Origin of the sequence: Christiangramia portivictoriae DSM 23547 (assembly GCF_000423045.1) — a bacterium.
Lineage (GTDB): Bacteria > Bacteroidota > Bacteroidia > Flavobacteriales > Flavobacteriaceae > Christiangramia > Christiangramia portivictoriae.
In genome coordinates this window covers 654,379-672,166 of the sequence record NZ_KE383971.1, presented here as the reverse complement: position 1 = coordinate 672,166, position 17,788 = coordinate 654,379, and the positions used below count along the sequence as shown (strand labels likewise).

The window sequence follows — 17,788 nt, the reverse complement described above, 5'->3', positions numbered from 1 at the left end:
ATTACTAATCTGAATACCATGATCGATATTCAGAATTTCAAGAAGCCACCGGTGATGCGACCATTCGAGAAAAAAGTTTTAGTTGAACCCGAATTAATTTTGATCACTCACGCTACCTGGCCAGTTATGTTTTCTCATATGGGCGTCAACGATGCATCCTGCTCTTCTTCTGCGGAAATTAAAGCTTACGTCGATCTTCTGAAAAGAAGAGATGATGGAAAAGCTTTTCTGAATCTTATGAGAAATTTCAACCAAACTGAAGAATTTCAGAATGTAGTACAGACTGCATTGAAAAATGTAGATTATCCCATACAGGCAGTTTGGGGCGAGGATGACCCGGCTCTAACCTACGAACATTTCAGCAAAGAACTGGAGAAATTAACCGATTGTCGGGAAGTTCATTCGCTTCCTTCCAGACATTTTCTACAGGAAGAGGTGTATGCAGAAATTGCTGAAAAAATTGATGATTTTATTAAAAGGACATATCGATCTTTAAACGCACTAAATATAAGTGCCGTGTAAATTTCACACGGCACTGTTCTTTATCATCAATAGACTATTTCAAAAATTCAGAGCTCGTCTTACATGTCAATTCACTTCTTCGTAGTAAAGATCGGGGCCATCACATGGTGACATTTTATTGAATAGGAGTGGTTTATCATCCTCAAAAGTAAGCGTAAGAACTTCCTGATTACCACTTACGCAACTTACCGGTACTATTTCATTGTTATGAGTAAGCCTGTATAAGGTATCCTGACTGCTTGTCTCAACAACCTGAAATTCTCCGTAATACTTTAACGTATCATTCCCATGAATCACCGTTTTTTCGAATTTAAGATCTTCGCCAAATACAAACTCATGGTAATATTCAAGATCTTCGGCCATTTCTTCTATATTTCCACAACATCTGGCTTTATAGAGTTGCCAGTTTTGTGGTAGATCGACATCGATAACAGTCCCTTGCTCTTCATCCTCCCCATCTGTATTTGAATCAGTTTCTGTTTCGGTTTCGCTTTCGGCTTCGGTTTCTGACTCTTGTTCCACCAATTCAGGTTTCTCTTTTAGAACTTCCTGATCGAGAATTCCCGAATCCGAATCTTCGGAACACGCAAAAATCAGGAGTACAAACATCAGAATAAGCAGCTTTTTCATATTGAAGTTTTAAGTCTGATTAAAAATATAGTTTTTACACGAGACCGTGAAATTACACTTAATCATCTTGCTTTGAATAATCCTATAACCAGTTAAAGTCAGTCAGCTTAAAACCAACAAAACAATCATCTGCACAATTCTTATTTACATAACCACAGGTATTTATAACTCCTTCAGTTGTAGTATTAAAATATATAAGGTTGGAATCAGTATCTACAGTGAGATACTCTGCAAAACAAACGCTATATAGTTCATCTATGGTCAGAATATCTGCGCCGCTCTCATGAGTTCCAAGATCAGATTCTGTTTCTATATATTCCTCTACAATTTCAGTTTCGGATGGATTCTCTTGCTGGGGCTGGGTAGAGATAAATTCCCTACTTACCACATCCCCATTTTCAACCTTAATTGTAGTTGAAGTAGCGAAGCCTGTCCAGGATGCTGTTTCTATAGTATACTCATAACTATCCTTATTAGTACTTTTCAATGAAAGCCATAGATCTTTGCTTTCTGAAGAATTGATGCCACTTTCACCAACGAATTCGTTTTCATTATCAGAATTGTCATCGCCACTACATGAGCTAAAGCTTACAACTGTTAGAAACAGGACAAAGAATCTATATACTATTTTTGGGAATCCCATAATCATCTATAATTTAGTTCTACTACAAAGACGTTCTTTTCCTGAAATGGTTGCGTGAATTCTCTATGGAATCCACTTTTTCTCGAAATTCGGCTTTCTTTTTTCTAGAAATGCATCTCGACCTTCTTTAGCTTCGTCTGTCATATAAGCCAGCCTGGTGACTTCTCCAGCGAATACCTGCTGACCTACCATCCCATCATCGGTAAGATTCATCGCAAACTTCAGCATTTTAATAGAAGTCGGTGATTTTTCTAAAATTTCCTGAGCCCATTCAAAGGCAGTAGTTTCCAATTCTTCATGTGGGATCACGGCGTTCACCATCCCCATTTCAAAAGCTTCCTGTGCAGAATAGTTTCTTCCAAGAAAGAAGATTTCCCGGGCTTTCTTCTGTCCAACCATTTTCGCCAGGTACGCAGAACCGTAGCCGGCATCAAAACTCGTTACGTCTGCATCGGTCTGTTTAAAAATCGCATGTTCTTTGGAAGCCAGCGTTAGATCACATACCACATGCAGGCTGTGACCTCCACCTACTGCCCATCCTGGAACCACACAGATCACTGCCTTAGGCATAAATCTAATCAAGCGTTGTACTTCCAGAATATTAAGGCGATGATAACCATCTTCACCAACATATCCCTGGTGACCTCTTGCTTTTTGATCTCCTCCACTGCAAAATGCCCAGATTCCATCCTTTGAAGAAGGTCCCTCTGCAGAAAGTAGGACCGCACCAATCGAAGTATCTTCATGCGCGTCCTGAAAAGCATGCAGCAGCTCTGAAGTTGTTTTTGGTCTAAAGGCGTTCCGAACATCGGGACGGTTAAAAGCAATTCTCGCAACCCCGTCTGCCTTTTTATAAGTTATATCCTCGTATTCACGTACTGTTTTCCAGTTTATGCTAGCCATAGAAATAGTTTTCAGTAAAATTAAAGTTTTATGTTAACTTGAGAAAGTTGATAAAAAAACCTGTTCCATGGAACAGGTTTAATACAGATCCCGCGACCTGTTATTGCATATATTTCGCCATCATAGGTTGTAATTCCATTCCCCAGGCCTGGCCAATTTCCATAGCTTTTTTCGTGATTTCTGGCGTAAGTTCCACCATCTTCTCACCTACCGGTGTAGCATAGAATGCAAGAATATCATCAAGTTCTTCTTCTGTAAACTTCTCAGTATAGATTACTGCCATTTTCTTGTATAGTTCCTGGGTGCTGGCAGAAAGTTCTTTTTTAAATTCTTCCCTTTTATCTTCAGCAACCATTTTAACGATAGGCTCGGTCATGATATCAAACTGTTGACCTGATGTAAGCTCTATAAGCTTGATCGCTTTAGTCTCTTCCGAAGTCATTTGCTCTTGCGCCATAGAAGTAAAACCAATAAAGGCAACTCCAATACTTAATATTAATTTTTTCATATTTGCGTTCGATTTTATAATTTGGAGTGAAAATAATCGTTTTTAGAAAACTGCTTCGATAATTTTTAAAAGAATTGGAATATAATTAATGTTTTTGCACCATTTTTGATATCCTTCGGAAAAAACTGATCATGAGAATTCTACTTATCCTTCTATATCTGCTGGCAGGTTTTACTACTTCTGCCCAGGAATTCGGGTACTGGGATCGAGAGGATTTTGAAATTGGCAATCGGGGTATTCAAAACGACTGGAAAGATTTCAGCTTTAACTGGCAACAGCCTTCAGAATTCAATATTTCTGATGGATCCTTTATGCATCTTCGAAATGATATTCAGAAGGACCAGATCGATATGCTGGCGATCATAGACAAATCGAATAGAAACAAGATCACTCGCGAAATAGACCTTGGATCTCCACTTCCGCAGAGAAGCAGGGAAAAGAAAACTTTTGAAGTTACAGGAAGTATCCAGACCAGAGACAGGAATGACTCCTTTAGTAACCCGTTCTACAATCCATTTCTAAATAACTATAATCAGCGTAGCTACGGGGTTAGGAGATATAATACACCTTATCGCTATATTTATTGATCCTTGGTTTCTTCCTTTAAAGAGATTCCGTCTTCATTCAATTCTATCTGCCTGTTTTTATAAAGGCTACCAATCGCTCTCTTAAAGCTCTTCTTACTCATTTGTAACCTCGATTTAATATCTGCAGGATCAGACTTATCTGTTAAATCTATAAAACCACCGGAAGACTGCAATTTGTCCAGGATTTTCTGTGCATTAGGCTCGATACTTCGATATCCAGGTCTTTGCAACATGATATCGATCTTATTATCGGTTCTAATTTTCTTGATAAAACCTTTAAGGGAATCACCAATTCGCAATTTTTTGAAGACCTCATCATGATAGATCAATCCTAAATGCAGCTGATTGATGATCACGTTAAAACCCAGCTCGGTTTCGTTGCTCACAATAAGATCCACCTCTTCAAATGGCTCCACGGTAAGCTCTGAGTTATCCAGGAATGCATGAACTTTAGAGGATGCCGTAAGTCTTTCGGTTTCCAAGTCCAGGTAACAAAATACCAGGTAACGCTCTCCTTTTTGCATCGGGATGACCTGCTCCTTAAACGGTACGAATAAATGCTTTTCAAGGCCCCAATCTAAAAATGCCCCAAATTTGCTAACCTCAACACAGGTTAAATTCGCAAACTGATCTAATTTGATCTTAGGCTCCAGAGTGGTTGCGACCGGTCTTTCTGAATGATCCAGGTAGACAAAAACCTTGATCTTGTCATAGACCATCCAGGTTTCAGGAACGTATTTATTAGGTAACAGCACCTCATCACCGGCATCGTTTTCAAGATACACACCGTGATCGCTTTCTCTAATAATACTTAACTCATGGTATTCTCCTAACCTGATCATAGTCTAAAATTTAGCATACAAAGATACTGTTAATCAGCAATAAAAAAATCCGTTTACGTGATAATCACATAAACGGATCTATATATGTTTACAGTAACTTATTTATACATGCTTTCTTTACCAAAATGCTTAGTAAGAAGGTAATAAATTACCACTCTATATTTATTACGATTGGATTTTCCATATTTCTCCATTACCTGGTTAATCGCTTCGTCTGCTTCAGCTTCATCGGTCACCCCAAGTTTTTTCATCACGAAATTTTTCTTAACCGTTTCAACTTCAGATTTACTTGAAGCAGCAACAGTTTCAGCATCGGCATTATAAATGCTTGGCCCCATGGACTTGGCCAGTTTCCGTAGAAGATCCACATCAGGATTATCCTCCCCTACTTTGGTCTTAAGGTCATCGATATACTGACCTACTTTTTCATCAAGTTTACTCATGATCTAAATTTTAAGTTTTAGCTCAGGTAAGTTAATAAAAAAGAAAATTATAAGCCCGGAGCCGCCGGTTAAGATTTCATAAAACTGAAATATTCGAGTAAAACCCTGTCATTCATCTTACGCGGAGTAAAAATCTCCAGTAATTTTGGTTTGTCTGAAATATTAAAGAAATTCTGTAGTTCCTGCGCGATCTCCTGTTCATTCGAAGCTTTCGAATACCCAAAACCATATAGTTCACAAATAGGTTTAGCCTGCAACTCATGTGTGGTTTCAAAATAGGTATCAAAATTCTCTGAATCCTTATTACCCGGTAAAATTCTGAAAATTCCTCCACCACTATTATTCAAAATTATGATCCGGTAGTTCGCTGGAATATGGTCGTTCCATAATGCATTGCTGTCGTAGAAAAAGCTTAGATCTCCGGTAATAAACAGAACAGGTTTGTTGGATGCTACCGCAGCTCCAACAGAAGTTGAAGTACTGCCATCGATCCCGCTGGTTCCTCTATTACAAAACGTGTTGAGACTCTGGTCCCATTCAAATAACTGTGCGTATCTAATAGTGGAGCTATTCGCAAAATGCACTATACTGTGATCTGGCACCTCTGGAACGATCAACTGCATTGCTTTAAGGTCTGAGTATGGAATTTCAGACATATATTTTTCATGGCGAAGTTGCCTTTTTGATTTGACATCCTTCCAGAATTGCCCATAATCACTGCTTACAGTGTTTGTAAGGGGCATAAACGACTGGAAAAAGTCATTTACTTCTGTCTCAAAATGCTTATTCAGACAAAAAAAGGTGTTGTAGGCCTTTTTAGAGTCCACATGCCAGTGGTGCTTCGGGTTGTAGTTCCGCAGAAAGTTCTTGATCTTTTTAGACACGATCATTCCTCCGAAAGTAAGCAAAATTTCAGGTTGCAATTTTCTGAATAATTCCTCCTTATTCTCTTCTTTTTCAATTGGTCCTATGAGTGTATCGATCCTGGTAAAAAATTCCGGGTGATCTACATTAGACGTGGTTTCAGTAAACACAATCACGCTTGGATCCCTGGCCAGCATATCCAGAAACTGTTGCTCTATTAGGTTTGGTTGAGCCACTCCCACGATCACCATCTTACGTTGAGCGCTATTCCATTGCTGAGCAAAAGTGCTTAACTGCGCAGCAGTATAATGTCGCTCGATAAACTCGGGAAGGATCTGTAAAGGTTCAACTTCAATATCTTCTACTGTATCATAAAGCGGTTCATAAAAAGGAACATTTATGTGCACAGGTCCTTTTTCTTCGATCGCCTTGTTCAGCGCCAGGTTAATTTCCCGTTCATTATGCTTCCTGGCTTCAAATTGTTTTTGCTGAAGCTTGGCGTCTTCAGATTCCTGTTCCAGTACCAGTTCAGAATGGAGATTGGCAGAATACAAAATGTGATTCTCGAAGATATTCTTCTGCCTGATGGTTTGTCCATCGCCAATGTCGATACGCTCAATGGGTCGATCTGCGGAAATCACCACCAGTGGAATGTCACTGTAAAATGCTTCAGCGATCGCTGGATAATAATTTAACAGGGCTGAACCTGAAGTACAGACCAATGCGACGGGAGTTTTATTTTGCTGAGCGATACCCAGGGCAAAGAATGCTGCACAACGCTCGTCTACAATACTGTATGCTGTAATCTCATCGTGATGGGTAAACCCGATCGTAAGAGGCGCATTTCTCGAACCTGGCGAAATCACGACATGCTTTATATTCTTGGCTACGCAGAGCGCTACGACAGATCTGGCTACCGGAATTTTTGAATATTTCATAGACTCCCAAAATTAGTATTTACCTCTAAGCTGGAACGGGTTTTTGAAGCTTATTTAACAAGAACCTTGTGCATGGTGACAGATTTATTGACGGTCTCATACCATTCTTCTGCAGCATTCGAATCTTTAGTAATACCTCCTCCCACGTAAATGGTGGCAATATCCTGCTGCAGTTTCATGCACCGAAGATTCACATATAAATTGGACACCCGGGAAATAGACGCAAATTGCTGATTTTCCTGATTTCGTTGATTCGAATTCCTCTTCACTTCCCTGGGGAGCAGTACTTCCCCGAGGTAGCCGCTATAGTATCCTCTGTCCATTTCTTCATTTTGAAGGATAAATTGAAGTGCTTCAGCTTTTGGAATGCCGCAGATCGCCGGTGTGGGATGAAGCGCGGTCACGATTCTCGAAAGTGCAGAACTGGAATCAAAAGACCCCTGGATGTCGGTTCTAATATGCAACAGGTCTCCTGCCTTTACATTATATGGCTCTCCGATCTTCAGTTCTTTTACTTCTGAAATCTTTTGTAACTCTTTATCTATATAACCAGTTACAATAGCCTGCTCTTCAATTTCTTTTTTACGCCATGTAATTTCCGCATCCTCTTCATAAACCTGCGTCCCGGCAAGTGCCATAGTCTTAAATCTATTGCGCTCTGTATGCAAAAGGGATTCCGGAGTAGCACCCATCCAGGTTCCGGATTCAGGGTGAAACCAGTAGTAAACAAAGGCATCTTCATACCGGTCCAGCAGTTGTCTAAAAACCGGAAGGGGATCAGGGTCCTGCAATTGTACTTTTTCAGCCCTTGCCAGAACGATCTTATCCATATTGCTATTCCTAATCTTCTCGATACCAGATTGCACTAATTGTTCGTGCCTGATCTGATCCTTGGAGTTTCCGGAAGATATAGGTTGTTCTGGCTTTGGTATTTCAGATGCTTTTACTTCCCGCTTTTCGTACCTACATTCGAAAATTTCAGCTTCAGCAATAGGAATAAGCAGAGAACTACGTAGCGAATCAAAAGCAGCGAATACAAAACCCGAGGTGTCAAGATTTTCACCAGAGTGGCTTTCCGCAGAAGTTTGACAGATTAGTTTTACAGTATTTTCACCAGGCTTGCGATAGGCGACGAATGGGAATTGCTTGTCTACCTGCTTTCTTACAGCTGCAAATAATTCTTCTTGTGTGATCATTTGGATTCTTTTGGAAGAGCGATGGTCGTTAACTTTACCAGGGAGATCAGGCGATCTTCCTCATCTGTGACCCTAATTTCGAATAGCTGTGTGGTTCGGCCTTTATGTATAAACGTCGCTTTCGCATATACCCAGCCATCTTTTACACTTTTAAGATGATTTGCCGCAATCTCAATTCCTCGAATAAAAAAGTTGTCGGTATCCAGAAAAACATAACTTGCCATACTTCCAACGCTTTCTGCCAGGGCTACCGTCGCACCTCCATGTAATACTCCATCGGGTTGATGAACTCTTGAATTCACCGGCATTTTAGCGATCAGGTAATCTTCCCCAATTTCAGAAAACTCTATTTCAAGGGTTTCCATAAGTGTATTCTTACAGACCTTTTTCGAAAGTTGCAGCACTTCTTCCTTCGTCATCTTTTAAAAGATTGGTTTATTTGTAAAAATACAAAACCTGCGACAACCATGAGTAAGGAGAAAAGGCTTTCTTATACGATTAGCAACACCTATTCAACCTTGAATGATCATTCTGAAAATACCAAAACGGTCTGGTTGGTACTACATGGGATTGGATATTTAAGCAGGTATTTTATAAGGCATTTCAACCATCTGGATCCTGAAAATTATATCATTGCGCCACAGGCTCAGTCCAAATATTATCTCAATGGTGAATACAGGCATATGGGTGCGTCCTGGCTTACCCGGGAAAATCTTGAAGCTGAGATAGAAAACGTGCTGGAGTACCTCGACGCTGTTTTTGATGCTGAAGATTTATCGAATGTCGAGAACCTGAATATTCTTGGATATTCCCAGGGGGTTTCTATCGCGACCAGGTTTGTGGCCAGGCGCAGGATTAAATGTACTAATCTTATAATGCACTCCGGAAAAGTGCCTCAGGAACTGGATCATTCAGATTTTAAATTTTTGAATGAAACCAATTTTCATTTTATTTACGGTACAGAGGATGAATATCTTAAGGAAGGTATCATCAAAGTTGAAGAATCCAGGCTAAAGGACATATTTGGTGATCAGATCCAGATTCATACTTTCGAAGGAGGTCACGAACCCAACCAGGAGATTATCCAGAAAATTGCTAAAATGAGTTGATGCCAGCACGCAGATCCTTATTGAGATCGTTGGGACCAGGCTTATTGTTGGCCGGTGCTGCCATTGGTGTGTCACACCTGGTACAGGCCACCAGGGCTGGTGCAGATTATGGTTTTTTTCTCATCTGGATCTTAGTACTAGCTTGCATTACCAAATATCCGTTTCTGGAATTTGGTCCAAGGTATGCTGCTTCCACAGGAGAACATCTTATCCAGGGTTACAGGCGCCTTGGTAAATGGCCCTATGCGCTATTTATATTTATTACGGTAGGAAGCATGTTCATTATTCAGGCAGCGGTGACGATCGTAACTGCCGGTCTAGCTGAGTTATTATTTGGAATATCCTGGGGAACCTTTAACTGGAGTCTTGTTATTTCAGGTATTTGCATTGCTCTGCTGCTTATTGGCAGATACCCGGCACTGGACAAATCCATGAAATTCATAGTTAGCTTACTAGGTATCGCTACCTTGATAACAGTGGTACTAGCCTTCGGTGATGGTAGACTGGATCGTTCGCTATCCACTATATCACCAGATATCTGGAATACCGCGAGCATAGCCTTTATCATTGCATTTATGGGTTGGATGCCAATTCCCTTAGATGCCGCTGTATGGCACTCGATCTGGACTAGAGAAAAGTCGGTAACCACCGGGAAAATAAGTACTCAGGATGCATTCGTAGATTTCAATGTGGGTTACCTTGCAGCTGCGATTATTGGTTTGCTGTTCTTTCTAATGGGAGCCCTTATGATATTTGGTTCGAACATAGAATTTTCTGGAAATGCGGTGCAGTTCTCAAGTCAACTGGTGGCCCTGTATGGTGCCACTCTGGGTCCCTGGAGCGAAACCCTGGTGGCCATTGCTGCGTTTATTGCCATGCTTTCCACAACACTTGCGGTAACCGATGCCTTCCCAAGAGTACTTTCAGAAATATACATCCTTGAAAAACCTGAGGCAAAGGCATCTAATAAATGGAATTTCTACCGACTGGCAATTTTTATCATCCCTGCTGTTGCGCTGGTGATCCTCTCTAAATTCAGCATGACTTTCACGGCTCTGATAGATTTCGCCACAGCCTTATCATTTCTATCGGCTCCTCTGCTGGCCTGGTTCAATTATAAACTCGTAACCAGCAGTGTTATGAAAAAAGAAGACCAGCCCGGTAAGCAGTACCGAATTCTCAGTTTATGCTGCCTTGCGGTGCTGGTTCTGTTCAATTTCGTGTATATCTATACCTTGCTAAATTGATAGATCCTTTTTTTGGACCAGTCACCTGAGTATCTGTTAGCGTTTTTAGATAAGCTACTAGGGCAGCCTGTTCTTCGTCATCAAGTTCCAGGTTATCAAACGGCAGGGTTTGGTGGGGCAGATCGAAACCTAATCCGCCTCCTCCTCCCTTGTTATAAAAGTCTATAACCTGCACCAGATTCTTATAAACTCCATTGTGCATGTACGGAGCAGTTAAAGCGATATTGCGTACTCCCGGTGTTTTAAACATTCCCTTGTGCTGCTCGACATTATAACTCCAGTAAAAGCCGGTATCACCATCCAGCTTTTTGTTCTCCGCAGTTTCTGGCACTCCAATAACTTCCTTTTCGGTTTCAGTATAAAATGGTGGAACCGTCCCATTGGTTAGCGGCAAAAAGTGACAGGTCGCGCAAAGCGCTTTGCCCGCGAATAAATTGAAACCTCGTTTTTCCTGACTTGTAAAGGTGTTTTCCTTGCCAGAAATATTCCTGTCAAATTTGCTATTCATTCCATTAAGCGTAGCTATATAGGCTGATAATGCCTTGATGAGCTCGGTATTGGACTTCGGAATATCGCCAAATGCCTGCTCGAAAAATTCCTGATAAGTGGGATCCTGTAAGATCGCTTCGGAAAATTCATGTACTCCGGAATCAAATTCCTGTTTATTTGTAAATACTGAAGAAATCTGCTCCATCAAACCTTCAGATCTGCCATCCCAAAAGAATCCGCGCTGATAAATCGAATTAATAAGAGTAGGTGTATTTCTATCAAGCGCAATTCCCTGATTATCTCTACTGAAAGTTAACCTATCTGCATAGGCTTTGCCCGGAAGATGACAGGTGGCGCAGGCCATACACCCATTTTTCGAAAGCTTTTTCTCAAAAAATAATTTCTCGCCAAGTGCTATCTTCGTTTCAGAATTCTTTCTGTTTATAGTCTGCATAAAATACTCAGGCTTAAAAGAATTCTCTTCAAAAAACGTTGGTGCATCGAAATTGAATGGTTGATTGGCTGTGCCCTCCCAAAGGCCTGAAGTATTACTGATCTGCGCCCATAGGCTGGTGATATCGTTTAAATGCTCTCGGATAAATTCATACCTGTCAAAAGTGTTGAAATCTGAGTTCTGTTGCAGATACCCGGTAGAAATTTTTAGCTTCCGCAGAAATCTCTGATCCAGATCTTTATCCTTCTGTCGTATATCGTTTTGAAGCGTAAGTGTATAAATATCTCTTAGTGCCTCAAGAGAGATCGCAGCTTCTTCTATTCCCAGATGGCTTACAGGGGTGTCAAAGCCTGTAATGCTATGACTCAGGATCCTGAGTAATTGATGTTGTGTGGCGATGAAAAAACGCTCGGTAGTAAGCTCTCTTTTTTGAATGTTCTTGAGAAGATTTCCCATAAGACCAAGCGTGACCTTGAGCTCTTCCTGAAATTCGCTTTCTGTAGCTTCGCCATCGTAAATACTTTCTTCTATTTTTTGCAGCCCAACCGCCGGCATAAAACGTGAATTATCTTCCAGAAACACCGGAAGTGCCGGCCCATTTACGCGGTGACCGACCGGAGAATTTAAATAAGCCGCAAATGGTTCGGCTTTTTTCCATTCCTGTCTCGCTTGTCTGAAAAGTTCTTTATTGGAAGGATCCTTCAACCCATTGGATTTTACTTCAGCTAAAAACTCAATGCTATGCCGCAGTGAATTTTCGTAAAATTTGTGAGCCTGATCCCAGCTTGTGCCTGTTTCAGAATTAATAGCCATATATTCTGATTCCTGCTTACAGGAAAACTGAGTGATAAGAATAATGACCAGTAGAATTTTTTTACACATATCATAATATAAAAACAGGTCTCCGAACCTACGAAGACCTGTAGAAACTAAAATTGGAATTATCTAGGTAATCCTCGTAATAAAACTATTTGTGAGGCCTGGTCATCCTCATAATCGGCATTGGTATGACCGTCCAGGTTCATGTAGTCACTGTTTTCCCAATAGTGAGGTTGTACAGCCAGCAGAAAAGTCCCTGGCTCCCCAACTTTGTCTGAAACATCGATCAATGAACCAAACTCTCCGCTAAATCCTGTAGAATTGTTTGGATCCAGATCCTGTCTAACGATCAATTCCAGTACATGCTGAATATTATTTCCGTTAAGATCAGACTGGTAGATATATGCTGAATGCCCTCTGCTAAAACTGTTTGGATCTTCCTGGATGTACACGAAGTTTTCAGTAACACAAATATTATCCGGGCTTTGTAAAGCACCTAAATTACCATCCATATTATTGGTATCGGTATTTCCACTTACGATCTGGGTTAATTTCCCCGTAAGTGGAGAATCTTCATCCAGTTCCAGTTTGTAAACAGTACCCCAGTCATTATAAGTACCTCTACCCGGACCTCTACCAGTAACCGCGAAATAAACATTTCTGGCATTCGCATTAGAACCCTTCTGGTAATCTACATCCTCAACCCTCATAAACTGTGTGGCAAGTACATTGGTGCTGGCAGTTTCCATTTCATCCTTGGTAAGATTCTTACCATTCTCGATCTCAACGAATTCTACTTCGTAAGTAGATTTAAGATCGAAGCTTGATTCGTTATATACTACATCAGAGTCAACCTCTTTTTTACCATCCATACCATCTGAAACTTCCTTGGCACGAAGCACATAGATCTTCCCGTTTTCGAGGTCATCATCAGCATTTTCAGAATAATAAAGCACAACCTGTCCTTCAGATCCAGAGGAGTCATCATCTCCACCTATGATCACAGTCTTTCCGGAGTAGGTATCCTTCGGAAGCGGTACCGCATTCTCCCATGAAAATTCACCAAGAGCATCCAGACCAAAATCAGCCTGCGGAGTTGGATTTTCAACCCATGGGTCAATTCCTTTCACGTCGTAATTGATACTTTCTGATGCTGAAAGAAAAAGATCTTTTGAGCCTCCATGAATACTAGCTTCCCACATAGTTGCAGAACATTGGCGCGCATAGTCTGATACGCCCGAATTCAGTAAATAATCACCACTAACCGGGTTCATATACTGGTCGAATCTGATTCTTGCCACAGCATAGCTGTCTTCGCAGTTCACTACATACATATACCCATCACCATCTTTTAGAAAACCTGCACCATCAGCAGAACCTGCAAGTTGAAAATCTTCTCCTACCACATCTGGTGTACTTAATAGGGAATAAGCCTGCACGAAGCTAAATTGCGGTGCCATTGCTACCAGCGGATCTACCGCACTTTTGTTTTCGAAAAGTAGCGGTGATGGCGTAAAATCCTCACCATCCTCACCATCTACTCCATCCACACCGTCGATCCCGTCCTGGCCATCGATCCCATCCCTGCCATCAACGCCGTCTTCAGCTTCACAACCGCTAATCGCAGATGCCAGTGCGGCCAGAATAAAAATCTGACCCATAAAATTTGTAATTCTGTTCATTGGAAAATAATTTAAGTTTTTAGTTGTGATAAAAATACAGTTTGAACTCAGCCAGGATGTTAAGCTACTGTAGTACTTAAATTAATTTAAAATCACGCTTATGTTACCGAGTTAAGTTTGTTTTAAAAGATTGAAAGTTCACATTCAGGAAACCTGTTTTACTTCAAAATTTGATATGGTATTTTGAGATAATCATCATAAAGCACTTATTTGATATTTTACGTATGATGCCTCCTTTTGATTTATGACTGGTTTAAAACAAAAAACCCCGCATTGCTGCGAGGTTTTTCTAAAGTATATTGGATGTGAATTACTTCACTTCTTCAAAATCTACATCTTCAACATCATCTGCTCCCTGTGCTCCACCGTTAGCGGCTCCACCTTCAGCGCCAGTAGCGCCTTGTTGTGGTCCACCTGGCTGACCGCCCTGAGCTTCTGCCTGAGCTTTGTACATTTCTTCTGAAGCAGTTTTCCATGCCTCGTTCAATTTGTCCAGAGCTGGAGAAATTTGTTCGATCTCCTTGGTTTCGTAAGCTTTTTTCAATTCTTCCAAAGCTTCTTCAACCGGCTTCTTCTTATCTTCAGAAAGCTTATCACCAAATTCATTTAGTTGCTTCTCTGTCTGGAAGATCATGCTGTCTGCTTCATTAAGCTTATCAACCTTTTCTTTGGCCTGCTTATCGCTTTCTGCATTCGCTTCAGCTTCTTTCTTCATTTTCTCGATTTCCTCTTCCGTCAATCCTGAAGAAGCCTCGATACGAATATCCTGAGATTTACCAGTTGCCTTATCTGTAGCACTTACTTTAATGATACCGTTGGCATCAATATCGAAAGTAACCTCAATTTGCGGAGTTCCTCTTTGTGCTGGCGGAATACCATCTAAATGGAATCTACCAATGGTCTTGTTATCTGCCGCCATTGGACGCTCTCCCTGAAGTACATGAATTTCTACGGAAGGTTGGTTATCTGCCGCAGTAGAGAAAGTCTGTGACTTTTTGGTTGGGATTGTAGTATTCGACTCAATTAGTTTTGTGTTCACTCCTCCCATGGTTTCAATACCTAGAGAAAGTGGAGTTACATCAAGAAGCAATACATCTTTTACATCTCCTGTAAGTACACCACCCTGAATCGCTGCACCAATTGCAACAACCTCATCTGGATTCACACCTTTAGAAGGTTTTTTTCCAAAGAAAGATTCTACTTCTTCCTGGATCTTAGGAATACGGGTTGATCCACCAACAAGAATTACCTCGTCAATATCACTCTTAGAAAGACCTGCATCACTAAGTGCCTTTTTCACAGGCTCCATAGATCTGGTTACCAGTTCAGACGCTAATTGCTCGAACTTCGATCTCGTGATTGTTTCCACAAGGTGTTTTGGTCCACTGGAAGTAGCAGTTACGTATGGAAGGTTGATCTCTGTTTGAGTAGAAGATGATAATTCGATCTTCGCCTTCTCAGCAGCTTCCTTCAAACGCTGAAGTGCCATAGGATCTTTTCTCAGGTCGATATCTTCTGCTTTCTGAAAGTTATCAGCCAGGTAATCGATCAATACTTCATCAAAATCATCTCCACCAAGGTGAGTATCACCATTCGTAGAAAGTACTTCGAATACTCCGTCTCCCAGTTCAAGAATCGAAATATCAAAGGTACCACCACCAAGGTCATACACAGCGATCTTCTGGTCCTGGGATTTTTTGTCCAATCCGTAAGCCAGTGCAGCTGCAGTTGGCTCGTTTATAATTCTTCTTACTTTAAGACCAGCGATCTCACCCGCCTCTTTGGTAGCGTGACGTTGAGAATCATTAAAATACGCAGGTACAGTAATAACCGCTTCGGTTACATCCTGTCCTAAATAGTCTTCAGCAGTTTTCTTCATTTTTTGAAGTACCATAGCAGAAAGTTCCTGCGGAGTATAAAGACGACCATCAATATCCACACGTGGAGTATCGTTATCACCTTTAGTCACTTTATAAGGTACTCTTCCGGCTTCCTTCTCAGATTCTGAGAATTTATTTCCCATAAATCTTTTGATGGAAGCAACCGTTTTGGTTGGATTGGTTACTGCCTGTCTTTTTGCAGGGTCACCAACTTTTATTTCTCCACCTTCTACGAATGCGATCACAGATGGCGTTGTTCTTTTTCCTTCAGCATTAGGTATCACTGTTGGCTCACTACCTTCCATTACGGCAACGCAGGAGTTAGTGGTACCCAAGTCAATTCCAATTATTTTACTCATAACTATATAACTTGTTTTTGTTAGATTATCAATTTTACACTCAGTTGAAGTCAATCATTATGCCAGCGCTTTTGTTATGACAGACTGTCATTTCCCCTAGTTTGATCATGTCATTATCCAGTCTGCCTGCTGTTTTTCTTCGGAATATTATTTTCGTAATTATACATGGGCAGCATTGGCAAATCCTTATTTTTGTCCTCAAATAATATTATCTGAATGCGAAAAATCGAATGCATTAGTGTTTTTGATATGCTGAAGGTGGGTGTGGGCCCATCCAGTTCTCATACTCTTGGACCATGGCGGGCTGCGCAACGCTGGATCGCAGAATTAAAGTCTAAAGAAAAGTTCGATCAGGTGGAGAAGATCCATGTAGATCTATATGGGTCTCTAAGTCTAACCGGTAAAGGTCACGCCACAGATATCGCTACCATACTTGGACTATTAGGCCATGATCCAGTCACTATGAACATAGAAAACCTGGAGGCTGTGATCCATCAGGTTCGCGAAAGCGGTAGATTAATGCTGAATGGTGAACGGGATATAGCATTTTCAATAACCAATGACATAAAATTCAATAGAAAATTCCTGGAATTTCATCCAAATGGAATGACCTTCAGAGCTCGTATGTTTACTGGAAGAAAGACTTCTTCTTCGTTCTATTCCATTGGAGGCGGCTTCGTGGTGAAGAAAGAGCGTAAGAACGCCAGCAAGAAAATGAAGAATTTTCAGAATTTCCCATTCTCCATTGAAAAAGCGACTGAACTACTGGCATTTTGCAAAATGGAAAATAAAACCATTTCTGAAATTGTTTTGGAAAACGAGCGTTCTCTACGAACCGATGCCGAAATCGATGCCAATTTTAAACAGATCTGGGATGTGATGCTGGAATCCATGTATATTGGATGTCATACAGAAGGGACACTTCCAGGAGGTCTCAATGTAAAGAGACGCGCATTTGAAATGCATCAGCGTTTGATTGGTGACACTTCTTATAGTTGCAAAGAAGACTGGATTCCTGCAATTCGACAAACCGAAGTAAAATTTCGCCAGATCCTTAAATGGGTTACCTGCTTTGCTTTAAGTGTCAATGAAGTAAATGCATCTTTGGGAAGAGTCGTTACGGCTCCTACAAACGGAAGCGCGGGAACTGTACCTGCGGTCCTCATGTACTATCTCTGTATCGAAAATCACCACGCTACTTACGAGGATATCAAAAGATTTATGCTGGTTGCCGGTGAAGTAGGAAGCCTTTTCAAAAAAGGTGCTACCATTTCTGCAGCCATGGGCGGTTGCCAGGCAGAAATTGGAGTCTCCTCAGCCATGGCGGCTGGCGGACTTACCGAACTTTTGGGAGGCACACCAGAACAGGTGCTAATGGCCAGTGAAATAGCCATGGAACATCATCTTGGATTAACCTGTGATCCAATTGCAGGATTAGTGCAGGTTCCATGTATCGAAAGAAATGCCATGGGAGCGATCAAGGCGATCAATGCTGCTGAAATTGCCATGGAAAGCGATGCCAGCCGTGCTAAAGTGCCACTGGACAAAGTTATTGAGACTATGTGGGAAACGGCAAAAGACATGAATAAAAAGTATAAAGAAACTTCTGAAGGTGGACTGGCAGTCAAAGTAAGTCTTAGTGACTGCTAACATATAAAGTAAAACCCACCGAG

17 protein-coding genes are annotated in these 17,788 nt (G+C 41.1%); 5 read left to right on the top strand and 12 right to left on the bottom strand.

The features are described from left to right. Nucleotides 1–18: 18 nt before the first annotated feature. Entirely contained in the window at nucleotides 19–522 is a 504-nt protein-coding gene (locus tag G529_RS16725) for an alpha/beta fold hydrolase (protein ID WP_245566915.1), read from the top strand. Between the two features lie 66 nt (nucleotides 523–588). Here G529_RS16725 and G529_RS0111520 read toward each other — a convergent pair whose 3' ends face one another. The 4 genes from G529_RS0111520 to G529_RS0111505 all read right to left on the bottom strand — a co-directional run bounded on the left by G529_RS0111520 (nucleotide 589) and on the right by G529_RS0111505 (nucleotide 3,206). Next, nucleotides 589–1,152, bottom strand: a complete 564-nt coding sequence (locus tag G529_RS0111520; RefSeq protein WP_026915676.1) for a hypothetical protein — start codon at nucleotides 1,150–1,152, stop codon at nucleotides 589–591. Nucleotides 1,153–1,234: 82 nt separating this feature from the next. After that, entirely contained in the window at nucleotides 1,235–1,795 is a 561-nt protein-coding gene (locus G529_RS0111515; RefSeq protein ID WP_157514618.1) for a hypothetical protein, read from the bottom strand. A 63-nt stretch (nucleotides 1,796–1,858) separates the two neighbouring features. Next, the gene (locus tag G529_RS0111510) at nucleotides 1,859–2,698 is read right to left on the bottom strand and encodes a 1,4-dihydroxy-2-naphthoyl-CoA synthase (RefSeq protein WP_026915674.1); all 840 of its coding nucleotides are present in this window, start codon (nucleotides 2,696–2,698) and stop codon (nucleotides 1,859–1,861) included. A gap of 100 nt (nucleotides 2,699–2,798) precedes the next feature. Beyond that, a complete protein-coding gene (locus G529_RS0111505) occupies nucleotides 2,799–3,206 on the bottom strand; it encodes a DUF2059 domain-containing protein (protein WP_026915673.1) in 408 nt (135 codons plus the stop codon). Between the two features lie 131 nt (nucleotides 3,207–3,337). On the opposite strand from G529_RS0111505, the gene G529_RS0111500 reads away from it, so the two are divergent. Next, the gene (locus tag G529_RS0111500; protein WP_026915672.1) at nucleotides 3,338–3,793 is read left to right on the top strand and encodes a hypothetical protein; all 456 of its coding nucleotides are present in this window, start codon (nucleotides 3,338–3,340) and stop codon (nucleotides 3,791–3,793) included. Here the strand turns inward: G529_RS0111500 and G529_RS0111495 are convergent. The 5 genes from G529_RS0111495 to G529_RS0111475 form a co-directional block, all read right to left on the bottom strand. Next, nucleotides 3,787–4,635 (bottom strand): CvfB family protein, encoded by an 849-nt coding sequence (locus tag G529_RS0111495; RefSeq protein WP_026915671.1) that lies wholly within the window; start codon nucleotides 4,633–4,635, stop codon nucleotides 3,787–3,789. The two genes, G529_RS0111500 and G529_RS0111495, sit on opposite strands and share 7 nt — an antisense overlap. A 98-nt stretch (nucleotides 4,636–4,733) precedes the next feature. Continuing rightward, nucleotides 4,734–5,078: a DUF2853 family protein gene (locus G529_RS0111490; RefSeq protein ID WP_026915670.1), complete on the bottom strand. Its 345-nt coding sequence runs from the start codon at nucleotides 5,076–5,078 to the stop codon at nucleotides 4,734–4,736. A 68-nt stretch (nucleotides 5,079–5,146) separates the two neighbouring features. Then, nucleotides 5,147–6,880, bottom strand: coding sequence for a 2-succinyl-5-enolpyruvyl-6-hydroxy-3-cyclohexene-1-carboxylic-acid synthase (gene menD, locus G529_RS0111485; protein ID WP_026915669.1), 1,734 nt, complete (start codon nucleotides 6,878–6,880; stop codon nucleotides 5,147–5,149). A gap of 50 nt (nucleotides 6,881–6,930) precedes the next feature. Further along, nucleotides 6,931–8,076, bottom strand: a complete 1,146-nt coding sequence (locus G529_RS0111480) for a chorismate-binding protein (RefSeq protein ID WP_026915668.1) — start codon at nucleotides 8,074–8,076, stop codon at nucleotides 6,931–6,933. Beyond that, complete coding sequence (locus G529_RS0111475) at nucleotides 8,073–8,495, bottom strand: PaaI family thioesterase (RefSeq protein ID WP_026915667.1); 423 nt, start codon at nucleotides 8,493–8,495, stop codon at nucleotides 8,073–8,075. The genes G529_RS0111480 and G529_RS0111475 overlap by 4 nt, the downstream gene beginning before the upstream one ends. A 48-nt stretch (nucleotides 8,496–8,543) precedes the next feature. Between G529_RS0111475 and G529_RS0111470 the strand changes: the two genes are divergently transcribed. Together G529_RS0111470 and G529_RS0111465 are read left to right on the top strand one after the other, a co-directional pair. Further along, nucleotides 8,544–9,185 (top strand): alpha/beta hydrolase, encoded by a 642-nt coding sequence (locus G529_RS0111470; RefSeq protein ID WP_026915666.1) that lies wholly within the window; start codon nucleotides 8,544–8,546, stop codon nucleotides 9,183–9,185. After that, nucleotides 9,185–10,432, top strand: a complete 1,248-nt coding sequence (locus G529_RS0111465) for an Nramp family divalent metal transporter (protein ID WP_035695960.1) — start codon at nucleotides 9,185–9,187, stop codon at nucleotides 10,430–10,432. Before G529_RS0111470 ends, G529_RS0111465 begins: the two co-directional genes overlap by 1 nt. On the opposite strand, the gene G529_RS15780 is transcribed toward G529_RS0111465, so the two are convergent. The 3 genes from G529_RS15780 to dnaK form a co-directional block, all read right to left on the bottom strand. After that, nucleotides 10,398–12,257: a cytochrome c peroxidase gene (locus G529_RS15780; protein ID WP_051201420.1), complete on the bottom strand. Its 1,860-nt coding sequence runs from the start codon at nucleotides 12,255–12,257 to the stop codon at nucleotides 10,398–10,400. The two genes, G529_RS0111465 and G529_RS15780, sit on opposite strands and share 35 nt — an antisense overlap. Nucleotides 12,258–12,316: 59 nt before the next feature. Next, a complete protein-coding gene (locus G529_RS0111455; RefSeq protein ID WP_026915664.1) occupies nucleotides 12,317–13,876 on the bottom strand; it encodes a PhoX family protein in 1,560 nt (519 codons plus the stop codon). A 310-nt stretch (nucleotides 13,877–14,186) separates the two neighbouring features. Beyond that, the gene (gene dnaK, locus G529_RS0111450; protein WP_026915663.1) at nucleotides 14,187–16,115 is read right to left on the bottom strand and encodes a molecular chaperone DnaK; all 1,929 of its coding nucleotides are present in this window, start codon (nucleotides 16,113–16,115) and stop codon (nucleotides 14,187–14,189) included. A 216-nt stretch (nucleotides 16,116–16,331) separates the two neighbouring features. Between dnaK and G529_RS0111445 the strand changes: the two genes are divergently transcribed. After that, a complete protein-coding gene (locus G529_RS0111445) occupies nucleotides 16,332–17,765 on the top strand; it encodes an L-serine ammonia-lyase (RefSeq protein ID WP_026915662.1) in 1,434 nt (477 codons plus the stop codon). Nucleotides 17,766–17,788 lie beyond the last annotated feature (23 nt).

What these genes read in the sequence shown, in the direction of transcription:
- G529_RS0111510 (WP_026915674.1), bottom strand. Translation starts at nt 2,698, where the DNA reads ATGGCTAGCATAAACTGGAAAACAGTACGTGAATACGAGGATATAACT.
- G529_RS0111480 (WP_026915668.1), bottom strand. Translation starts at nt 8,076, where the DNA reads ATGATCACACAAGAAGAATTATTTGCAGCTGTAAGAAAGCAGGTAGAC.
- G529_RS0111445 (WP_026915662.1), top strand. Translation starts at nt 16,332, where the DNA reads ATGCGAAAAATCGAATGCATTAGTGTTTTTGATATGCTGAAGGTGGGT.
- G529_RS0111470 (WP_026915666.1), top strand. Translation starts at nt 8,544, where the DNA reads ATGAGTAAGGAGAAAAGGCTTTCTTATACGATTAGCAACACCTATTCA.
- G529_RS0111475 (WP_026915667.1), bottom strand. Translation starts at nt 8,495, where the DNA reads ATGACGAAGGAAGAAGTGCTGCAACTTTCGAAAAAGGTCTGTAAGAAT.
- G529_RS0111495 (WP_026915671.1), bottom strand. Translation starts at nt 4,635, where the DNA reads ATGATCAGGTTAGGAGAATACCATGAGTTAAGTATTATTAGAGAAAGC.
- G529_RS0111520 (WP_026915676.1), bottom strand. Translation starts at nt 1,152, where the DNA reads ATGAAAAAGCTGCTTATTCTGATGTTTGTACTCCTGATTTTTGCGTGT.
- G529_RS0111505 (WP_026915673.1), bottom strand. Translation starts at nt 3,206, where the DNA reads ATGAAAAAATTAATATTAAGTATTGGAGTTGCCTTTATTGGTTTTACT.
- G529_RS0111500 (WP_026915672.1), top strand. Translation starts at nt 3,338, where the DNA reads ATGAGAATTCTACTTATCCTTCTATATCTGCTGGCAGGTTTTACTACT.
- menD (WP_026915669.1), bottom strand. Translation starts at nt 6,880, where the DNA reads ATGAAATATTCAAAAATTCCGGTAGCCAGATCTGTCGTAGCGCTCTGC.
- G529_RS0111465 (WP_035695960.1), top strand. Translation starts at nt 9,185, where the DNA reads ATGCCAGCACGCAGATCCTTATTGAGATCGTTGGGACCAGGCTTATTG.
- G529_RS0111515 (WP_157514618.1), bottom strand. Translation starts at nt 1,795, where the DNA reads ATGGGATTCCCAAAAATAGTATATAGATTCTTTGTCCTGTTTCTAACA.
- G529_RS16725 (WP_245566915.1), top strand. Translation starts at nt 19, where the DNA reads ATGATCGATATTCAGAATTTCAAGAAGCCACCGGTGATGCGACCATTC.
- G529_RS15780 (WP_051201420.1), bottom strand. Translation starts at nt 12,257, where the DNA reads ATGTGTAAAAAAATTCTACTGGTCATTATTCTTATCACTCAGTTTTCC.
- G529_RS0111455 (WP_026915664.1), bottom strand. Translation starts at nt 13,876, where the DNA reads ATGAACAGAATTACAAATTTTATGGGTCAGATTTTTATTCTGGCCGCA.
- dnaK (WP_026915663.1), bottom strand. Translation starts at nt 16,115, where the DNA reads ATGAGTAAAATAATTGGAATTGACTTGGGTACCACTAACTCCTGCGTT.
- G529_RS0111490 (WP_026915670.1), bottom strand. Translation starts at nt 5,078, where the DNA reads ATGAGTAAACTTGATGAAAAAGTAGGTCAGTATATCGATGACCTTAAG.